This window comes from Streptococcus sp. FSL L8-0526 (genome assembly GCF_038007145.1).
Taxonomy (GTDB): domain Bacteria; phylum Bacillota; class Bacilli; order Lactobacillales; family Streptococcaceae; genus Streptococcus; species Streptococcus thermophilus.
On the sequence record NZ_JBBOWP010000001.1, the window covers coordinates 1,066,353 to 1,086,391 of the forward strand.

Below are 20,039 nucleotides of genomic sequence, written 5' to 3' on the forward strand. Positions count from 1 at the left end.
TGTTAAAAAATTAAAAGAAAGTGTGATAAGTATGGGATTACTTTCGTCCATTGACTTTGATTTTTGGCGGTCACTTTTTGATAGTCCGCTGAGGGTTCTTATCAATAGTTTGGACATATTGATTGTTGCTTTTTTAATTTATCGGTTTATTAGGGCTCTGAGAGGAACAAAAATCATGACCCTAGTCCAAGGGGTAGTCTTATTTATTTTCGTAAAGATTATCTCTGATTTTATTGGATTCACGACGATTTCTTATTTGATGAATCAAGTCATCAATTATGGTGCTATTGCAGCAGTCGTTATTTTTGCGCCAGAGCTTCGTTCGGCACTTGAGACATTTGGACGGACACCTCAGCATTTTTTGCAAAATAAAGAGATCAGTTCAGATGAGAAATTGGTTCAGGCATTTGTCAAGGCCGTCAAGTATATGAGCCCGCGTAAGATTGGAGCCTTGGTGTCTATTGAACAAACTCAGACTTTACAAGAACAGATTGCGACAGGGATTCCGCTAGATGCAGTGGTGACTGGGGAACTTTTAATAAATATCTTCATACCAAATACGCCGCTTCATGATGGTGCAGTAATCATAAGAGATAATAAAGTTACAACAGCTTGTTCTTATCTGCCATTATCAGAGTCTAATAAGATTTCCAAAGAATTTGGGACAAGACACAGGGCTGCTATTGGTCTTTCGGAACAAACAGATGCACTTACCTTTGTTGTCTCTGAGGAAACAGGTGCGATTTCCATTGCGTACAAGGGCAATTTTTTGCACGGTCTCTCAGTTCAAGAATTTGAACAAGAGTTAAGTCTTATCTTGTTGAAAGAGCAGGAACCACGTCAGTTATTCTTTCAACGTTGGATGGGAGGTGGTAAAAAATGAAGCGTCTAGTAAGATTTTTCACAAATGATCGCTTGTGGCAGATGGTAGTTGCTCTCTTCTTTGCTGTCACACTCTTTTTCACAGCATGGTCGGGGAATGCGCAAAATAAAAATAATAGCTCAATTGCATCCAATACTTTCACGCAAACCGTTGAGTCGGTACCTGTGGATATCAAATACGATAGTGATAAGTACTTTATCAGTGGCCATTCCTATGATGCTGAGGTCTATCTGACAGCGACGACACAATTAGCCTTGACAACTGAAACAAAAAGTGACACACGTCATTTTAAGTTGGTTGCAGATTTATCAAATCTTGGCCCAGGGACAAGTCATGTTCCTATTCAGGTTAAGAATTTACCGGATGGAATGTCTGCCCAAGTATCACCATCGATCTTGACAGCAACCATAGGTAAAAAAGCTAGTAAGACATTTGATGTAGTTGCAAATATCACACCGGATAAGTTGGCTAATGGCTATGAAGTGAAAAAGGTTAGCTTGGATGAAACCAAGGTAGAGGTGACCTCAAGTGAGGATATCATCAATCAAATTGATCACGTTCAAGCAGTCTTGGAAGGCGATGACAACTTGTTTGATGATTATGATGGTAACTTGGTTCTTCAAGCAGTTTCGTCTAATGGGACGATTTTAGCTAGTTCAATTTCCCCAGCTAAGGTTCATGCCAAAATTAGTTTGAGAAAATTGAGTAAATCAGTTCCAGTTAAGCTAGAGTTGACTGGTGATAAGGCTAGCAATGTGTCTAGTATCAGTTATAGTTTTGATCGTGGTCATGTGACCATTGTTGGTAGTCAAGAAGACATGGATAAAATTAACAGCATCACAGTCCCTGTAGACATTAGCCAAGTAACTAAGGATACATCGAAAACCTTAGAGCTTAAAGCAGAAGGTGTCACAGTGCAGCCAAGTACTGTGAAGGTTAACTTGAAAGTCACGCAAAAGTGAGGGAGTTACATTTTCATCAAATTCAGATATAATAGATTGGATTGAGAGAAATAGTCTCATAATAATGTAACCAATTAATAATATTTTAAAACAAGGGTTGAACATATTGGTGCAATCTTATACAGTTAGATTATCTAGATAGGTTCACTAGATTAGATTGACTCTTGCTAAATGGCATCAAAGTTTAAGGAGGATTTAGTGCAAAGGCACTAATAGTAAATTTATGGGTAAATATTTTGGAACAGATGGTGTTCGTGGAGAAGCAAACGTTGAGCTTACGCCTGAATTGGCTTATAAATTAGGTCGTTTTGGTGGTTATGTGCTTAGTCAACATGAAACTGGCCGTCCTAAAGTTTTTGTGGCTCGTGATACACGTATTTCTGGTGAGATGTTAGAATCTGCTTTGGTAGCGGGACTTCTCTCAGTAGGTATCGAAGTCTATAAACTTGGGGTACTTGCGACACCAGGTGTATCATACTTGGTACGTACAGAAAATGCTAGTGCTGGTGTAATGATTTCAGCTAGTCACAATCCAGCACTTGATAATGGAATCAAGTTCTTTGGTGGAGATGGCTTTAAATTAGATGATGCACGTGAAGCGGAAATTGAAGCTCTTCTAGATGCCGCAGAAGATACTCTGCCACGCCCATCAGCTGAAGGACTTGGAACGCTTGTCGATTATCCAGAAGGTCTTCGTAAATACGAAAAATTCTTGGTGACTACTGGTCTTGACCTCGGTGGTATGAAGGTTGCCTTGGATGCTGCTAATGGTGCGGCTGCGGTATCTGCTCGTAATATTTTCCTTGACTTGAATGCAGAAATCGCTGTTATTGGTGATCAACCTGATGGCCTTAATATCAATGCTGGTGTAGGTTCTACACATCCAGAGCAATTGCAGGCCTTAGTTAGAGAATCTGGTTCAGCAATCGGTCTTGCCTTTGATGGTGACAGTGACCGTCTCATTGCCGTTGATGAAAATGGCGATATTGTCGATGGTGACAAGGTGATGTATATCATTGGTAAATACTTGTCTCAAAAAGGTGAGTTAGCTAAAAACACCATTGTTACAACAGTTATGTCAAACCTTGGTTTCCACAAGGCTCTCGACCGTGAAGGTATTAACAAGGCTGTGACTGCTGTTGGTGACCGTTACGTTGTTGAAGAAATGCGTAAAAACGGTTATAATCTTGGTGGCGAACAGTCTGGTCACGTTATTATCATGGATTACAATACAACTGGTGATGGTCAATTGACAGCTATCCAATTGACTAAAGTAATGGTTGAAACAGGTAAGAGCTTGTCTGAATTGGCAGCAGAAGTAACCATTTACCCTCAAAAATTAGTTAATATCCGTGTGGAAAATAGCATGAAAGATAAAGCTATGGACGTTCCTGCAATTGCCGCTATCATTGAAAAAATGGAAGCTGAGATGGCTGGTAATGGACGTATCTTGGTTCGTCCAAGTGGTACAGAGCCTCTCCTTCGTGTTATGGCAGAAGCACCAACAGATGATGAAGTGAACTACTATGTCGATACTATTGCCGATGTTGTTCGTGCAGAAATTGGTTTGGACTAAGTATGCTAGCCAAACTCAGAGGCTTTATGGCTACCGAAGTTTTCAAATATCTCTTCTTTGGGGTTTTGGCAACTTTGGTTTACATGGTTAGTCGTACCTTGATTTTTCAGTTGACCAAACAAGGGGCCCTATCGGCTGTCCTGGCCAATGCTATTGCCATTATCTTTGCCTTTTTTACAAATGACATCTTTGTCTTTAATCAGGAAACGACAGGTGTGGCCACGCGCTTTGTTAGGTTCGTAGGAGCCCGCCTTTTGACCTTGGTCTTGGATTTGGCATTAGCCTACCTCTTGGTAGATACTTATCCAGAGATTATTGGTCAATTCGTTGGCCATAGTCAGGCATGGGTAAATGGTATCGAGAGCCTATTTGCTCAGGTCCTTGTCATTGTGTTGAACTATATTATTTCAAAATTCTTCGTCTTTACAGACGAAAAAGTATAAACAAAAAGGAAGTTGTTAGGAAATGTGTTAAAAGCGTTTCTTACCAACCTCCTTTTTTGATATAATTGAAGAGACTTAAAAAATAGAAAGATGAAACATGTACGTACAATTATCTCAACGCCTCAAGGACGTAGCAACCTACGTTCCTAAAGGCGCAAAACTTTTGGATGTAGGAAGTGATCATGCCTATCTTCCAATTTATCTACTTGAAAAGGGCTTGATTACTTCAGCCATTGCTGGCGAAGTGGTAAAGGGTCCTTATGAATCTGCTCTCGCAAATGTCTCAGCTTCTGGTTTCAATGATAAAATCGATGTGCGTTTGGCGAATGGCTTAGCTGCCTTTGAGCCTTCTGATGCCGTTACAACTATCACGATTTGTGGTATGGGGGGACGTCTTATTGCGGATATTCTTGATGCTGGAAAGGACAAACTTAAGGACGTAGACCGTCTGATTTTGCAACCAAATAATCGGGAAGATGATCTCCGTATCTGGTTGATGGAAAATGGTTTTACTATTGTTACAGAAGCCATTATGACTGAAAATGGCAAATATTACGAAATCATAGTGGCAGAAGCTGGTCAAATGAACCTTTCAGAGAGGGAGATTCGCTTTGGCCCTCATCTTATGAAAGAGCAGTCTCAGGTTTTCCAGCTCAAATGGCAACGTGAAATTAATAAATTAGAGATTGCCTTGGGGTCTATTCCTCTTGCCAATCAGGATGACCGTGCAGTTCTTGAAGAAAAAATTCAAACCATTAAGGAGGTTTTGGACCATGTTAGCTAGTGATCTTATCAAGTCTTATGAAGGCTTTTGTCCACCGGAACTTTCCATGGAAGGTGATGTGGTTGGCTTACAAATTGGCAGTCTGGATAAGGAGATTCAGAAGGTCATGGTTACTTTGGATGTTCGCGAGAATACAGTAGCTGAAGTCATTGAAAAAGGTGTGGATCTTATCATTGCTAAGCATGCACCTATTTTCCGTCCTGTAAAGGATTTGGTGTCGTCACCGGACCGTGATATTTTGCTTGACCTAGTTAAGCACGACATTGCTGTCTATATCAGCCATACCAATATTGATGTCGTTGATGAAGGCCTTAATGATTGGTTCTGCGAGTTACTTGACATTAAGGATACCACTTATTTAACAGAGACTGCTGAAAATCAAGGAATCGGTAGAGTGGGTGATATTGTGCCACAGACCATTGAAGATCTTGCTCTTAAAGTCAAGTCTGCTTTTGGTTTAGATAGTGTTCGACTGGTTCGTTATAATCATTACAATCCTCTTGTTAACCGTGTGGCTATTTGCGGTGGTAGTGGTCAAGGATTTTACAAGGATGCTCTGAAAAAGGGAGCACAGGTTTTTATCACGGGAGATATTTATTACCATACAGGTCAAGAGATGATTACTAACGGCCTCTTGGCTATTGACCCCGGTCATCATATCGAAGCCCTCTTTATCTCAAAGATTGCTGAGAAACTTGAGGTCTGGAAACGTGAGCATGATTGGCATGTGACGATACTTGAAAGTCAGTCGTCAACAAATCCTTTTGATCATTTGTAGGTGGATTTGTTTATGACTTGGTTTTTACATCAAAATGTTGTTTTCTTAGCTTTTCTTGCCGGTCTCTTTACCTGAGGATGTACTATTGTTGGCTCAGCCATAGTTTTCTTCTTCAAGAATATTAGCCGTAAATTGCAAGACATCATGATGGGCTTTGCGGTTGGTGTTCATGATTGCAGCCTCTTTTTGGTCCGCTACTGGCTCCTTCTTTGGCTTATGCTAGTCAAAATGGATATGGTAAATTGTCATGGTTTCCCGCAGCAGCTGGATTCTTACTTGGTGGTGTTGCCCTTCGTTTGATTGATGCTGTCGTCCCTCACTTGCATTTGGAAAATGATATTTCAAAAGCGGAAGGAATTCAGCCTCGTAAGAAAAAAATTATCAAAAACTGCCCTACTTTTTTGGCTATTACCATTCATAACTTTCCAGAAGGATTGGCAGTCGGGGTTACCTTTGGTGCCTTGGCAGGTGGTAATATGACACTCGCTGGTCTTATGGGAGCTATTGGTCTAGCTATCGGGATTGGTTTGTAAAATGTTCCTGAAGGTGCAGCCCTTTCTATTCCTATTAGAGCAGATGCTAAATCTCGAATCAAGGCTTTCTATGTGGGTTCTATGTCAGCTATCGTGGAGCCTATCGGAGCTATCATGGGAGCTGCTCTTGTTATGTGGATGATGGCTATTATTCCTTATGCCTTGGCCTTTGCAGCAGGTGCCATGATTTTTGTGGTAACAGAGGAATTGATTCCTGAATCACAGACAAATGGTAATACTGACATGGCAACTTTGGGACTTATGGTTGGTTTTGTAGTCATGATGGTTATGGATGTGGCCTTGGGATAAATGATTAATGATGAGCTGTTCCTGTATATATAGGTCTCAGCTCTTTTCAAATAGATGGAGTTAGAGATGAAAATTGCAATTGTTGGAGCAGGTATTGTCGGTTCAACGGCTGCCTATTACTTATCAAAAGAAAAAGACATAGAGGTTACTGTTTTTGACCATGGTCCTGGACAAGCAACCAAGGCAGCTGCGGGGATCATCAGCCCCTGGTTTTCTAAACGCCGAAATAAAGCTTGGTATCGCATGGCTCGTTTGGGAGCTGATTTTTACCAAGAGTTAACTTCAAATCTTGAAAATGATGGTTATGACACGAGTTTTTATGATCAGTCTGGTGTGGTCCTTCTCAGGAAAGACGATGGTAAATTGGACGGTTTGTATCAGTATGCTAAAACTAGGTTAGAAGTGTCACCTATTATTGGTGAACTCTCTATAAAAAATGCCGATAAACTCCCTAAATTCACTGGATTTGACCGTTGTCTCTATGCTTCTGGTGGAGCCAGAGTTGAAGGGGCAGAACTGACAGCTACTTTGATTGAGGCCTCTGGTTTTGAGAAGCTAGAGGGGCTAGTTACACTCTCTTCTCTTGATAATGAGACTTATGAGATTAATGCTCAAACTTTTGATAAAGTCATTCTTGCTTGTGGTGCCTGGCTAGGTCAAACGCTTGAACCCCTTGGTTTTGAAGTGGATGTTCAACCCCAAAAGGGTCAATTACGAGATTACTTCTTTGAGGGTTTAGATACTGGTAAGTTGCCTGTTCTGATGCCAGAGGGTGAGTTAGATATCATACCTTTTGCGGGTGGAAAGATCTCAGTAGGGGCCAGTCACGAAAATGATAAAGGCTTTGATTTGACGGTTGATGAAGCTGTTTTAGAAGGTCTGGAGGAGGAGGCTAAGATCTATTTTCCTGACTTAAGTACTGCTAAGTCCTTCTCTGAACGTGTGGGAACTAGAGCATATACCAGTGACTTTTCTCCTTTCTTTGGAGAAGTTTCAGAGCTTAAAAATGTCTTCGTTGCTTCAGGTCTAGGCTCCTCTGGTCTTACAACTGGCCCACTTATTGGAAAAAATCTAGTTGATTTGGTTATGAATCGCTCTGGTAGCTTGGACAGTACTGATTATCCAGTGACTCAGTACGTTAAGAAGAAAGATCAATAGTTGTAAAGCCCCTCAACATATTAAAATTTAAGAAAAGGATGACAATCACTATTTTCAATAGAAATAGTGCAAAAAAAGGATTTCATTCGAAATTCTTATTCCATTTGATTAAGAAAATGAACAGCCTTGATTTTCTTAATGAAAGCTTAAGAGGATAGGATTTATCGTGACAAGGAGCCTAAAAAATGCTAAAATAATAGTAATATATTAAGGAAAAAAAGGAGCCTTCCTATGAAAGGTATTATTCTTGCAGGCGGTTCAGGGACACGTTTGTATCCACTGACACGTGCTGCATCCAAACAACTGATGCCGATTTACGATAAACCAATGATTTACTACCCATTGTCAACGCTTATGTTGGCTGGAATCAAGGAAATCCTCATCATTTCAACATCACAGGATCTTCCACGTTTTGAAGAACTCCTTGGCAATGGTTCAGAGTTTGGTATTTCCCTTTCCTACGCTGTACAACCAAGTCCAGATGGCTTGGCTCAAGCCTTTATCATAGGCGAAGACTTCATCGGTGATGACAGTGTTGCTCTTGTGCTCGGGGACAACATTTTCCATGGCAATGGTCTTTCTGCAATGCTTCAACGTGCTGAAGCTAAGGAAAAAGGCGCAACAGTCTTTGGCTACCAAGTTAAAGACCCAGAACGTTTTGGTGTTGTTGAGTTTGATGATGATATGAATGCCATCTCAATCGAAGAAAAACCAGAACATCCAAAATCAAACTTTGCTGTAACAGGCCTTTATTTTTATGATAATGATGTCGTGGAAATTGCTAAAAACATCAAACCAAGCCCTCGTGGAGAGTTTGAAATCACTGATGTTAACAAGGCTTACTTAGATCGTGGAGATCTTTCTGTTGAGTTGATGGGGCGTGGCTTTGCTTGGTTGGATACAGGCACTCACGAAAGCCTCCTGCAAGCTGCTCAATACATTGAAACGGTTCAACGTTTGCAAAATGTCCAAGTGGCTAACCTTGAGGAAATTGCCTATCGTATGGGCTACATAACTAAAGAAAAGGTCCTCGAATTGGCACAACCGTTTAAGAAGAATGAATACGGACAATATTTGCTCCGTTTGATTGGAGAAGCATAATGACTGAACAATTTTTTGGAAAAGAACTAGCTGTACGTAAGAGTGAAGCCATTCCAGGCTTGCTTGAATTTGATATTCCAGTACATGGAGACAACCGAGGTTGGTTTAAGGAAAACTTCCAAAAAGAAAAAATGTTGCCACTTGGTTTTCCAGAATCATTCTTTACAGAAGGAAAATTGCAAAACAACGTTTCTTTTTCACGTAAAAATGTTTTGCGTGGTTTGCACGCTGAGCCTTGGGATAAATACATCTCAGTAGCAGATGAAGGAAAGGTTCTTGGAGCATGGGTTGACCTTCGTGAAGGCGAAACTTTTGGGAATACTTACCAAACAGTTATTGATGCCTCAAAAGGAATCTTTGTTCCTCGTGGTGTTGCTAACGGTTTCCAAGTTTTGTCTGATAAGGTTGCATACAGCTATCTTGTGAACGACTACTGGGCACTTGAACTCAAACCAAAATATGCCTTTGTCAACTACGCAGACCCAAGCCTTGATATCGAGTGGGAAAACTTGGAGGAAGCAGAAGTCTCAGAAGCAGATAAAAATCACCCATTTCTCAAAGACGTCAAACCACTAAAATCAGAAGATTTGTAAAATATAGCTGTTAAAACAATCAAGAAAATTATTATACAGTTTTAAGCCTTGCTATAAACGAGCGAATCGAGCTATATGCTTAGCTTCCCGCCGTGAGAAAAGCACCTGAACTATTTTGTTTCAGGTGTTCGGAAGTTTTGAGAGTAAAACAGTTTGGGGAACTGTTTTAGCCTGAACCCGGAAATTAAAAGGCGAAAGGGCTCAAAACTAATTGAACATGGGCTGAGGATCGTGTCAAAAAGATAAGTTCTCCTAGAATCGAAAGATTCAGCGTTAAATTTCCTATTTTGACTTTATCCGCAGACGCCCTTTATATCTTGATTTAGTCATGGAACTTCGCAGAAGTTCGTTTACGTCCGTACTCACCTAAGGAAAGCTAAAAAATTGATTTAAGGAACAATCAAAATTAAAAACTATTTGGAGAAAAAATGACTGAATATAAAAACATCGTCGTAACTGGTGGCGCAGGTTTCATTGGTTCAAACTTCGTACACTATGTCTACAATAATCATCCGGATGTTCATGTGACTGTCCTTGACAAACTCACATACGCTGGTAACCGTGCCAACATTGAAGAAATCCTTGGTGACCGTGTTGAATTAGTTGTTGGTGATATTGCTGATGCTAAATTGGTAGACAAATTGGCTGCTAAAGCGGATGCCATCGTTCACTATGCGGCTGAAAGCCACAATGACAATTCATTGAACGACCCATCGCCATTTATCCACACTAACTTCATTGGTACATACACACTCTTGGAGGCTGTTCGTAAATACGATATTCGTTTCCACCATGTATCAACAGACGAAGTCTATGGTGACCTTCCATTGCGTGAAGATCTCCCTGGACATGGTGAAGGTCCTGGAGAAAAATTCACAGCAGAAACGAAATACAACCCATCATCACCTTACTCATCAACTAAGGCTGCTTCAGACCTTATTGTTAAAGCATGGGTTCGTTCATTTGGTGTTAAAGCAACAATCTCAAACTGCTCAAATAACTATGGACCATACCAACATATTGAAAAATTCATCCCACGTCAAATTACCAATATCTTGTCAGGAATTAAACCAAAACTGTATGGTGAAGGTAAAAACGTCCGTGACTGGATTCACACTAATGACCATTCAACCGGTGTTTGGGCCATTCTTACTAAAGGGCGTATCGGTGAAACTTACTTGATTGGTGCTGATGGTGAAAAGAACAACAAGGAAGTTCTTGAGCTTATCCTTGAAAAAATGGGTCAACCAAAAGATGCTTACGACCGTGTGACAGACCGTGCTGGTCACGATTTGCGTTACGCTATTGATTCAACAAAATTGCGTAAAGAACTTGGTTGGGAACCACAATTCACAAACTTCGAATCAGGTTTGGAAGAAACAATTAAGTGGTACACAGATCACCAAGACTGGTGGAAAGCTGAAAAAGAAGCTGTTGAAGCTAACTATGCTAAGACACAAGAAGTACTTAAATAATAGAAAAATCTATCACTTATAAACTAGTGATAGATTTTTCTATTAAGAATTGTTAGGAGAGATGTTGAATAGAAAAGAATTGATTGAATATTTTGAAGTGATTAATAATCGTAAGCCACTATTCAGGAGTGCCAGCAGGCCCTTTTAAATGGTGAATTTGTTATGGAAGGAAGACAAGATAATTTTAACCAACAACGGTAAGACTATGACTGAAGAAGCCATGCCTTTATCAAATCAAATGAGTGGTCAAATGGTCAATCACCCCTCTGCAAAGTAGCTTGTCTTTGTTAAACAGAAAAAGTTTGGAAAGAAGACGTTTATAGGTCTTGCTATTGCTTTACTTCTTGTTCTAACAACAAGTCTTGGATTTTTTTATTTTCTTCCAAAGAAACAAACTTGGGTGGTTTGTGGGTAAATAGTAATAATACTGGTTTGGTTTATGACTTAAATGGGAAGAAGTCAAAACTCGTTGTTAGGCTATAGGGAAGAAGAAATCAAAGAAATCTCTATTGGTCAGAAAGTTAGACAGAAGTTTGAAACAAGCTTAGAAGACGTCAGTGATCCAAAACTAAAAACGATTGCTGATTTTGACAAGAAATACCAATTACAGACAAAAGAGGTTGTATTGGTAAAGACGGACAGGGGTTGGCTACTATAATCTGATTCAGAAGGATGGGGCAAACTTTGTTCTAGATTTAACCTTATCAGACATTGATTGCTACGGTTCCAGCACCAAAAATTTCAAAAAGAAATGTCTTTTTCACAAGGAAGAGGTTCCAAAATTTTTTGTTGGAAAATGGAAGACATTTAATTATGAGGATGAATCAAAAGGATAAGTGACTATCTCTGAAAATGGTTTAATGACTACAGATTCTGATGATATAGATATCTTAATTCTTACACCTTTAAAAGAATATCTGATGGATCAATCAGGCAGAGGAGATTAATAGTAAGGTGCAAAAAGAGTTTGCTGAAATACAGAAGTCCCTTAAGTCACACGGTTATCAGGCTAAGAGTGTTAACGATATCTACCACGACGAGAAAGGTTTATACTATTTTGTAGTTGTGAATGGTAGAAAGCGCATTATTGTCTTGAAAGATGCTACGATCATCCCTATTCAGGTTATCTTGACAAAGAAGGTACTCGCTAATATCAGATAAGGAGTACTTAAATAATAGTCAAGAGTCTATCATTCCTGTGGGAGTGATAGGCTTTTTTGGTTTAAAGGACCTATTAACTTATAACAGAAGGACAAATAATTACAAAAAGTTACAAAATTACAAACAACACTTGAATTTTTTAATATAATATGCATATAGAAAAAGGTTTATGAAAATAAAAAGTATAGTTATCCGTGTTTGTTCACTTGTTTTGTTATTTTTTGTTATCTGTATCTTTTTCTGGGGCTCCTATCGGATGTGGCTTCAAGTCAGAAAAAGGCACCACATCATCATCTACAACTTCAACTTCTAAAGTAGTAAAGTCATCAGCAAAGACAAAAACTACTGAAAGGAAATCTGCTAAAAAGGCCAAGATCTAGCAAGTGATTCTGAATCTAGCTCCTTAAAAGAAATCAAGCTACAGCTGTAACTAATACTCAATCAGGAACAAGTAGTAGTTGCTACTGAGTCAAATAAGTCTGGCCAAGTAACACCTGATACCCAAAGTGACTCTCCTGTTCCAGCATCCTTGATTGGAACCTGGACTGGTATGAGTTCTCAAGCAACAGATATTAGTTTTACAGTTGATGCTGATGGAAACGTTACTTCAAAGGGAAATTTTAATGTCGCTTACGAACCCTATCGTCAAAGTTTTATAACTGCAAAAGCTGTACAAATTTCTGGTAATTTCTACGTTTAGTAAGGTGGCAATTATTCTCTGACATTACTGGAATAGGGGGTCTGGTTTCCAAGTTAAGTCTAGTTTTATTCTTGAAAATGTCACATACACACCAGTTCAAGTTATCTCTGATTTGGGACCAACCTTTGATTATAGCCACTAAAATGCTTTTCCATTTTCATTAACAAAATGAAGTAAAGATGCTATCTGGAGAGATGGCTTCTTTTTTGCGTCAAACTCTTCTTTTTCAAGGTCTCATTTTTGCTAAAAAATGGTAGAATAGTTACATGCAAACAAAACCAACATCAGCTTATGTGCACATCCCATTTTGCACACAAATTTGTTATTATTGTGACTTTTCCAAGGTATTTATTAAAAATCAGCCCGTTGATGACTACCTACGGGCTTTGATTCGTGAGTGGGAGCTTTCAGATATCAAGGAGCTTCGTACCCTTTATATTGGTGGGGGGACACCCACAGCTATTTCTGCTGAGCAATTGGACTACCTTTTAAGTCATCTTCAGAAGAACTTGGATTTATCAAAGCTGGAGGAGTTTACCATTGAGGCCAATCCTGGTGATTTGACGGTTGATAAAATTGAAGTACTCAAAAAATCTGCTGTTAATCGGGTATCTCTAGGGGTTCAGACTTTTGATAACAAACACTTGCGTCAAATTGGTCGCAGTCACAATCAAGCACAGATTTATGAAAGCATTGATAGCTTGAAGTCTGCTGGTTTCCATAATATTTCCATTGACCTCATTTATGCTCTGCCTGGTCAAACCATGGATCAAGTCAAGGAAAATGTGAGAAAGGCACTGGAACTGGATATTCCACATCTAAGTCTCTACAGTTTGATATTGGAACATCACACGGTCTTTATGAATAAGATGCGTCGGGGTAAGCTTAATCTACCCACTGAGGACTTGGAAGCAGAGATGTTTGACTATATTATCCAAGAGTTGAAAAAAAATGGTTTTGAGCACTACGAGATTTCTAACTTTACCAAACCCGGGATGGAGAGCCGACATAATCTCATGTATTGGAATAATGATGAGTACTATGGAGTTGGTGCTGGGGCCTCTGGTTATGTGAATGGTGTTCGTTACCGTAATCGAGGACCGATCCAACATTATCTAAAGGCTATAGCTGAGGATGGTCATGCTAGACTCAATGAAGAACATCTGACTAAGGTGGAGATGATGGAGGAGGAGTTTTTCCTTGGTTTACGTAAAAAGTCGGGTGTGTCTATCAAACGGTTTGAAGAGAAGTTTGGTATGTCATTTGCGGATACTTATGGAGACATTGTGGAAAAACTACAGGCAGATGGTCTCTTGGTCAAGGATCCAGAGGTTATTCGTATGACGAAACGTGGACTCTTTCTGGGGGATAGTGTCGCTGAGCATTTTATCTTGGAGGATTAGATGGGATTAAAATTTAGTATTCCTTATCAGATTCCGTTTTATGAGACGGACATCACACATCATGTGAAATTGCCACACTTATTGGCTTTTTCACTGCAAGTCTCTGGCATGCAGTCAGAGTCTCTGGGTAATACGGATAAGGATATTTTTGATAATTACGGTCTTGTTTGGATTGTGACAGACTATGCTATTGAGATTGACCGTTTGCCTCGCTACAATGAAAAAGTAACCATTACAACGGAAGCCATTTCCTATAATAAGATTTTCTGTTATCGTAATTTTTATATCACAGATGAGGCTGGTCATCAAATCATGCTCTTTAAGACTACCTTTGCCCTCATGAATTATGAAACGCGTAAGGTAGCGGAGGTGCCAGATGAGGTGGTAGCACCTTATGGAGCAGATAAGATTAAAAAGTTGCTTCGAGGTCCTCGCTATAAGACTTTGGAAAATCCGCTTGAGAACTTATACCGTGTACGCTATTTTGACCTGGACATGAATGGACACGTTAATAATAGTAAGTACTTAGAGTGGATGTTGGACGTTTTCAATTTGGACTTTTTGACCAAGTACACACCAGCCCATATTGATCTCAAGTACGTTAAAGAAATCCATTATGGCTCAGAAATTTATTCTGGCTATGAGTTTGACCAAGGCAGTTTGAACAGTCAACACCAGATTTGTGTTGATGGTAATGTTCATGCCCAGGCCATTATCCAATGGAAAGAAATAGGAGACGAGTAAGATGACATATAAAGGTTATTTGATTGATTTAGATGGAACCGTTTATAAGGGGAAGGATCGTATTCCTGAAGGGGAGGCCTTTGTTAAGGAATTACAGAAGCGTCAGATTCCCTATCTTTTTGTGACTAATAACAGTATGCGTACACCAGAGATGGTCCAAGAGCTTTTGTGTAATCAGTGCGAGTTGAAAACGCCTCTTGAAACTATTTATACAGCAACCCTGGCGACAGTTGACTACATGAATGATATGAATCGTGGTAAGACAGTTTATGTTATTGGTGAGACTGGGCTTAAATCTGCTATTGCGGATGCGGGTTATACGGTAGATGAGGAAAATCCTGATTATGTGGTAGTGGGATTGGACCGTGACGTCACTTATGAAATGCTGGTTAAAGCAACCCTTGCTATCCATAAAGGGGCTATGTTTATTGGGACAAACCCAGATTTGAATATCCCAACAGAACGAGGTCTGCTTCCAGGTGCTGGTTCCCTCTTGGCCCTTATTGAGGCAGCGACGCGTGTGAGACCAATCATTATTGGTAAGCCTAAAGCTATTATTATGAACAAAGCTCTTGAAATCCTTGGAACAGAACGTAGCCAAACTATTGTGGTTGGTGATAATTACTTGACTGATATTACAGCTGGCATTAAAAATGACTTTCCAACACTTCTTGTCACGACTGGTTTCACCAAGGCGGAAGAAGTCGTGGATTTACCAGTAAAACCAGACCATGTACTTACTAGTCTAGCGGAGTGGGATTTTGATGCGAACTAATATTGAAGCAGTGTTGACTCCTATTTGGCTCCTGGCCTTGTCTATTCTGGTCACGATTTACCTAGCATGGGGCTTCTATTATTTTGATATTGACTGGATGCATCTTTTGAACTATGTCGTTATCGGCAAAACTGAGCTTTGGCATAACTTCAATGTCCTCATGCGGTATCTGACCTTTCCTTGGGTGGGCCGTTTGGCCATGCCTGATTTTCCGTCGTCGGAGAGTGGTCTTAAGCATTTTCATGATGTCAAGTGGCTCTTTCATCTGGTTCAGATCCTTGTTGTCCTACTGGCTTATCCAGCTGTGAGCTTTCTTTGGCGAAATGTGAAGAAGGGGACTTTTGGTCTCTATCGTAGACTTTATCTGAGTCTAGCTGTTTTACCAATCCTTATTGGAGTAGTGGGATTTTTCCTAGGATTTGATCAGTTCTTCATTCTCTTTCATGAGGCTCTCTTTCCTGGAGATAGTAGTTGGCTTTTTAATCCAATGCTTGACCCGATTATTAATGTTTTGCCAGAAGAGTATTTCCTTCAATGTTTTGTGATTTTCTTTATAATGTACGAGGGAATCATGATGGGATTGACCTGGCTAGCCCATAAACAGGTGAGAAGCTATTTAAAAAATAAGGAGTAATGATGTTTATTCGTGATAACCATTTGCATACCCATCATTCCTATGATTCGGATGCGAATTTTACTGATTATTTAACCCATTTTGATGGCGAGATTGTAACAACTGAGCATTATGATCTTTCTAATCCCTATACAAAACAGGACGATGTGCCAGATTACGAGTCTTATAGTCATGAGGTTGAAAAACTCAACCTCAAGTATGGCAATCGTATTAAACTAGGCATCGAGATTGGTTATTACCAGCCTAGAGAAAGCGATATTTTAGACTTTTTGGATGGTAAGGACTATGATCTCAAACTGCTTTCTGTTCACCATAATGGAGTTAATGATTATCTTGATGATGAGGTGGCTGACATGGACAAGGCTAACATTATTCAAGAATATCTGGATAAGTTGGAGTATGCTGTTGGTCGTGTGGACGCAGATGTTCTGGCCCATTTTGACTATGGTTTCCGCCTTTTTGATGTGACTGTTGATGAGCTAAAAGCTTATGAGAATCAGCTTAAACGTATTTTTAAGAAAATGATTGCTAATGATTTGGCTTTTGAGCTGAATTCAAAGAGCATGTACCTTTATCATCATGAAGTTCTTTATCGTTATGTCTTGGCCCTTGTCAAGGATTTGGGATGTCGCAAGTATTCTATTGGCTCTGATGGGCATAAATTGGAGCATTTCCGTCTGAACTTTGATAAGATTCAGGAGCTCTTGAGAGAATTCGACATTACAGAAGATATGATTATATAGAGTAGACAGCTTCGGTTGAGGCTGTCTTTTCTTAAGGGAAACTTAAAGGAAAGATGCCGTTATGGGATTTATAGAAGATTTTAAGATTTGCTTGTTATGCTAATTTCAAGCAATTCCTCGACAGCATCTACCAACACTGGTAAGGTCACTAAGACGGATACGACTTATAAAGATGACAATATGGAAATTGAAATCACGACGGGTAAAGCTAGTGATTCCACTTACTATGTTGCTGATATCAAGATTTCAAGTGCGGACTACCTTAAAATGGCTTTGGACAAAACATCTATAGTACCAATATAACTGACGTCTCTCCATGTATTGCCCAGCAACATAATGGCTATCTTTGCCATCAATGATGACTATTATTGGGATAACTAGTCAGTCTATGTTATTAAAAATGGTCAAGTCTATCGTGATACTGATCGAAACAGTGACTACGAAGACCCTGCAGTCTACTCAGACGGTAGCTTCAAGACCTTTAACGAGAGCGAGACAACTGTTCAAAAACTGGTCGATTCAGGTGTGGTGAATACCTTTGCCTTCGGTCCAACCCTGGTTAAAAATGGTAAGGTAGCTGTCTCAGAAAATGAAAAGGTTTGTCAAGACATGGCTGACAATCCACGTACAGCTATCGTAGTTATTAAAGAAAGTGATGGAAGTGTACACTACATTGTCATAGTCTCTGATGGTCGTACCAGTGAGTCGTCAGGATTGACTCTTTATGAAATGGCAGAGTTGATGAAATCTTATGGTGTGATGACTGGTTACAACCTTGATAGTGGTGACTCATCAACCATGTATTCTAATGGTCAAGTCATTGATAAGCCAACCACAAACGGAAACAAAATCTCAGAAAGGGCGGTGAGCGATATTGTTTACATCGGTTACTAAAAAATCTGCTAGCGAGCACTTTTTCACCTATATTGGTTTAACTATTTTTAGCCTGGTCTTTACCTTTGTCTATGAACGCTTTTCTTATGGTGAATCATCCACGTTTATGCGCATGATGTTCTTTGAACCATTGGCTGGGGCTATGATTTATCTGCTAACAGGACGACTGGAAATGTCTTGGGTGAGAAATCGTGCCTCGAAATTCTTATTAAATTCAGCAATCGCGGTTGTATCAAGTGCCTGTTTAGTTAAAGGCATTGTTGAAGTTTCAGGACGTACAACTAGTGTGGATATGCCCTATTGGTATGTAGAAGCTGGACTACTTTGTTTGAGTCTTCTAATAGGATTTATCAGATCTAGAAAACTGGCTTAAAATGAAAGCCTGGCTAAGTGAGCTGCACCCCAAAAGTTAGACAGAAAAATCTAACTTTTGGGGTGTTTTTATTATGAAATTAACTTATGAAGATAAAGTTCAAATATATGAATTGAGAAAGCAAGGAGAAAGCTTTATACGACTTTCAAATCAATTTGGGGTGAACATTTCTGGTCTAAAATATATGGTGAAATTAATTGACCGTTATGGAATAAACATCATCAAAAAAGGAAAGAATCGTTATTATTCTCCTAAATTAAAACGAGAAATGATTGATAAAGTGCTACTTGAAGGTCGTTCACAAAAAAAGTGTAAGTCTTGATTATTGTCTTCCAAGTGATGGAATGTTGCCTAATTGGATAGTACAATACAAGAAAAATGGGTGTACTCTTCTTGAGAAAAGAATAGGGAGAGTACCTAAAATGGGGCGTAAACGTAAGAAAACTTGGGAAGAAATGACAGAACTAGAGCGACTTCAAGAGGAGAATGAACGCTTACGTACCGAGGTGGCCTACCTAAAAAAGTTAAAAGAGTTAGAGGAAAGGGACGAAGCCTTACAGCGAGAAAGGCAGAAACAGCTAGAGAAATGGTTTCAGGAGGATTTCGACTCGATTTACTTCTTAAAACTGCACGTTTAGCTCGCTCGACTTACTATTATCAGTTGAAACAACTAGATGGGCACGACAAAGATAAAGAGACTAAAGGCGAAATTCAAGAAATTTATTATGAGCATAAAGGAAATTATGGCTGTCGCCGAATAACTCTTGAATTGAGGAATCGTGGTTTTGTAGTGAACCAGAAGAAGGTCTAACGTCTGATGAAGCTCCTTGGTTTAAGTTCCCAAATTCGTCGTAAACGAAAGTATTCTTCATACCAAAGAGAAGTTGGCAAGAAAGCAGATAACCCTTATTCAACGGCAGTTTGAAGCAGCCAACCCAATGGAAAAGTGCTACACAGATGTGATAGAGTTTGCCATTCCAAATAGCACACATAAATTGTATTTATCGCCTGTTTTAGATGGTTTCAACAGCGAAATTATCGCTTATAATCTCTCAACTTCACCAAACTTAGAACAAGTGAAATCTATGTTAGACCAGTCCTTCACAGAGGAGCATTATGAAAATACAATTCTCCATAGTGACCAGGGATAGCAATACCAACATCAGTACTATCATCATTTTTTAGAGGGTAAAGGAATCCAACCGTCCATGTCACGTAAGGGAAATAGTCCAGATAATGGTATGATGGGATCCTTCTTTGGCATTCTTAAGTCTGAGATGTTTTATGGTTATGAGAAGACGTTTCACTCACTTGAGCAATTGGAACAAGCTATTGTAGACTATATTGATTATTACAACAACAAACGAATTAAAGTAAAACTAAAAGGACTTAGTCCTGTGCAATACAGAACTAAATCCTTTGTATAAATTAGTTGTCTAACTTTTTGGGATCAGTACACACACTTCAGGCTTTTTATCTTGCTTTGAAAATTTATTTAGGATAAATATACACCTTATAAGTGGAAAAATTATTTTGAATCAGGAAATAGACTAAAGAGGTTTTTATGAAAATAACAGAGATTGATTTTTGTGACAGCAATATAAATAAAAGGAGACTTTTTCTAGCGATGGAAGAGCTGAAACTGCATGCATTGCTGAAATTATCCACAGGGAAATATCACCTGACGACCGTTATCTCCTTAGGAAATCTCAAAAAGACTATGTATTTTTTATTAAATATACAAAAAAGGCTTGCATTGCTTTTAATTTTCATGTAGAATAATTTCAAATTAAATCGTTGAGAGAAAAAAGTCAGATCGTTTTACAGAGAATGCGGGAAGCTGAGAACGCATGAGATCAAAGACGACACATTCTTGAGAGCGTATGCGAACTCTGGACGACAGTAGTGTACGACGGGTGGTTCCGTTAGCGACTAGGAGTTACAAGTGAGTCTTTGTGACTTCATGAGGAAGAGGGGGTGACCCCTGTTCGAATCAAGGTGGAACCACGTGCCAACG

The 20,039-nt window shown here is 39.4% G+C and carries 22 protein-coding genes and 3 pseudogenes; 24 read left to right on the forward strand and 1 reads right to left on the reverse strand.

Annotated elements, in window-relative coordinates:
- Positions 1-31: 31 nt before the first annotated feature.
- The 14 genes and pseudogenes from cdaA to NSQ85_RS05635 all read left to right on the forward strand — a co-directional run bounded on the left by cdaA (position 32) and on the right by NSQ85_RS05635 (position 11,756).
- On the forward strand, positions 32-883 hold the full coding sequence (cdaA, locus tag NSQ85_RS05570) for a diadenylate cyclase CdaA (RefSeq protein WP_179973816.1): 852 nt from the start codon (positions 32-34) through the stop codon (positions 881-883).
- Positions 880-1,845, forward strand: coding sequence for a CdaR family protein (locus NSQ85_RS05575; protein WP_179973815.1), 966 nt, complete (start codon positions 880-882; stop codon positions 1,843-1,845). Before cdaA ends, NSQ85_RS05575 begins: the two co-directional genes overlap by 4 nt.
- 223 nt (positions 1,846-2,068) lie before the next feature.
- A complete protein-coding gene (glmM, locus tag NSQ85_RS05580) occupies positions 2,069-3,421 on the forward strand; it encodes a phosphoglucosamine mutase (protein WP_179973814.1) in 1,353 nt (450 codons plus the stop codon).
- A gap of 2 nt (positions 3,422-3,423) precedes the next feature.
- Entirely contained in the window at positions 3,424-3,864 is a 441-nt protein-coding gene (locus NSQ85_RS05585; RefSeq protein WP_340781320.1) for a GtrA family protein, read from the forward strand.
- A gap of 97 nt (positions 3,865-3,961) precedes the next feature.
- Positions 3,962-4,648: a tRNA (adenine(22)-N(1))-methyltransferase gene (locus tag NSQ85_RS05590; RefSeq protein WP_179973812.1), complete on the forward strand. Its 687-nt coding sequence runs from the start codon at positions 3,962-3,964 to the stop codon at positions 4,646-4,648.
- A complete protein-coding gene (locus tag NSQ85_RS05595; RefSeq protein ID WP_179973811.1) occupies positions 4,638-5,426 on the forward strand; it encodes a Nif3-like dinuclear metal center hexameric protein in 789 nt (262 codons plus the stop codon). The genes NSQ85_RS05590 and NSQ85_RS05595 overlap by 11 nt, the downstream gene beginning before the upstream one ends.
- A gap of 12 nt (positions 5,427-5,438) precedes the next feature.
- Positions 5,439-6,268, forward strand: a pseudogene (locus NSQ85_RS05600) (ZIP family metal transporter).
- A gap of 66 nt (positions 6,269-6,334) precedes the next feature.
- Complete coding sequence (locus NSQ85_RS05605) at positions 6,335-7,426, forward strand: NAD(P)/FAD-dependent oxidoreductase (RefSeq protein ID WP_340781321.1); 1,092 nt, start codon at positions 6,335-6,337, stop codon at positions 7,424-7,426.
- A gap of 231 nt (positions 7,427-7,657) precedes the next feature.
- Positions 7,658-8,527: a glucose-1-phosphate thymidylyltransferase RfbA gene (gene rfbA / locus NSQ85_RS05610; RefSeq protein WP_179973809.1), complete on the forward strand. Its 870-nt coding sequence runs from the start codon at positions 7,658-7,660 to the stop codon at positions 8,525-8,527.
- Complete coding sequence (locus NSQ85_RS05615; protein WP_011226149.1) at positions 8,527-9,120, forward strand: dTDP-4-dehydrorhamnose 3,5-epimerase family protein; 594 nt, start codon at positions 8,527-8,529, stop codon at positions 9,118-9,120. Before rfbA ends, NSQ85_RS05615 begins: the two co-directional genes overlap by 1 nt.
- Positions 9,121-9,548: 428 nt before the next feature.
- Complete coding sequence (gene rfbB / locus NSQ85_RS05620; protein WP_179973808.1) at positions 9,549-10,595, forward strand: dTDP-glucose 4,6-dehydratase; 1,047 nt, start codon at positions 9,549-9,551, stop codon at positions 10,593-10,595.
- A gap of 148 nt (positions 10,596-10,743) precedes the next feature.
- Complete coding sequence (locus NSQ85_RS05625; protein WP_255408451.1) at positions 10,744-10,872, forward strand: hypothetical protein; 129 nt, start codon at positions 10,744-10,746, stop codon at positions 10,870-10,872.
- 192 nt (positions 10,873-11,064) lie between these two features.
- Positions 11,065-11,253 carry a hypothetical protein gene (locus NSQ85_RS05630; protein WP_231102073.1) on the forward strand — a complete coding sequence of 63 codons (189 nt, stop codon included), beginning with the start codon at positions 11,065-11,067 and terminating at the stop codon, positions 11,251-11,253.
- Positions 11,254-11,549: 296 nt separating this feature from the next.
- Entirely contained in the window at positions 11,550-11,756 is a 207-nt protein-coding gene (locus NSQ85_RS05635) for a hypothetical protein (protein WP_232086272.1), read from the forward strand.
- Positions 11,757-11,970: 214 nt separating this feature from the next.
- Here the strand turns inward: NSQ85_RS05635 and NSQ85_RS05640 are convergent, their stop codons facing one another.
- Positions 11,971-12,129, reverse strand: a complete 159-nt coding sequence (locus NSQ85_RS05640; protein ID WP_232086273.1) for a hypothetical protein — start codon at positions 12,127-12,129, stop codon at positions 11,971-11,973.
- Positions 12,130-12,306: 177 nt separating this feature from the next.
- Here NSQ85_RS05640 and NSQ85_RS05645 point away from each other — a divergent pair, with 177 nt between their 5' ends.
- The 10 genes and pseudogenes from NSQ85_RS05645 (at position 12,307) to NSQ85_RS05695 (ending at position 19,799) form a co-directional block, all read left to right on the forward strand.
- Entirely contained in the window at positions 12,307-12,456 is a 150-nt protein-coding gene (locus NSQ85_RS05645) for a hypothetical protein (protein ID WP_179973324.1), read from the forward strand.
- Between the two features lie 266 nt (positions 12,457-12,722).
- Complete coding sequence (hemW, locus tag NSQ85_RS05650; RefSeq protein ID WP_179973807.1) at positions 12,723-13,859, forward strand: radical SAM family heme chaperone HemW; 1,137 nt, start codon at positions 12,723-12,725, stop codon at positions 13,857-13,859.
- Positions 13,860-14,603 carry an acyl-ACP thioesterase domain-containing protein gene (locus NSQ85_RS05655; RefSeq protein WP_179972000.1) on the forward strand — a complete coding sequence of 248 codons (744 nt, stop codon included), beginning with the start codon at positions 13,860-13,862 and terminating at the stop codon, positions 14,601-14,603.
- A 1-nt stretch (position 14,604) separates the two neighbouring features.
- The gene (locus NSQ85_RS05660; protein WP_179971999.1) at positions 14,605-15,378 is read left to right on the forward strand and encodes a TIGR01457 family HAD-type hydrolase; all 774 of its coding nucleotides are present in this window, start codon (positions 14,605-14,607) and stop codon (positions 15,376-15,378) included.
- Positions 15,368-16,012 (forward strand): TIGR01906 family membrane protein, encoded by a 645-nt coding sequence (locus NSQ85_RS05665; protein WP_179974532.1) that lies wholly within the window; start codon positions 15,368-15,370, stop codon positions 16,010-16,012. The genes NSQ85_RS05660 and NSQ85_RS05665 overlap by 11 nt, the downstream gene beginning before the upstream one ends.
- A gap of 8 nt (positions 16,013-16,020) precedes the next feature.
- The gene (locus tag NSQ85_RS05670) at positions 16,021-16,755 is read left to right on the forward strand and encodes a PHP domain-containing protein (protein ID WP_179973013.1); all 735 of its coding nucleotides are present in this window, start codon (positions 16,021-16,023) and stop codon (positions 16,753-16,755) included.
- A 96-nt stretch (positions 16,756-16,851) separates the two neighbouring features.
- Positions 16,852-17,649 (forward strand): annotated as a pseudogene (locus NSQ85_RS10710) (phosphodiester glycosidase family protein).
- Entirely contained in the window at positions 17,630-18,022 is a 393-nt protein-coding gene (locus tag NSQ85_RS05685; RefSeq protein WP_179971998.1) for a hypothetical protein, read from the forward strand. Before NSQ85_RS10710 ends, NSQ85_RS05685 begins: the two are co-directional and overlap by 20 nt.
- Positions 18,023-18,095: 73 nt before the next feature.
- Positions 18,096-19,449, forward strand: a pseudogene (locus NSQ85_RS05690) (IS3 family transposase).
- Between the two features lie 137 nt (positions 19,450-19,586).
- Positions 19,587-19,799 carry a hypothetical protein gene (locus NSQ85_RS05695; RefSeq protein WP_179971872.1) on the forward strand — a complete coding sequence of 71 codons (213 nt, stop codon included), beginning with the start codon at positions 19,587-19,589 and terminating at the stop codon, positions 19,797-19,799.
- The last annotated feature ends 240 nt before the right edge of the window (positions 19,800-20,039 follow it).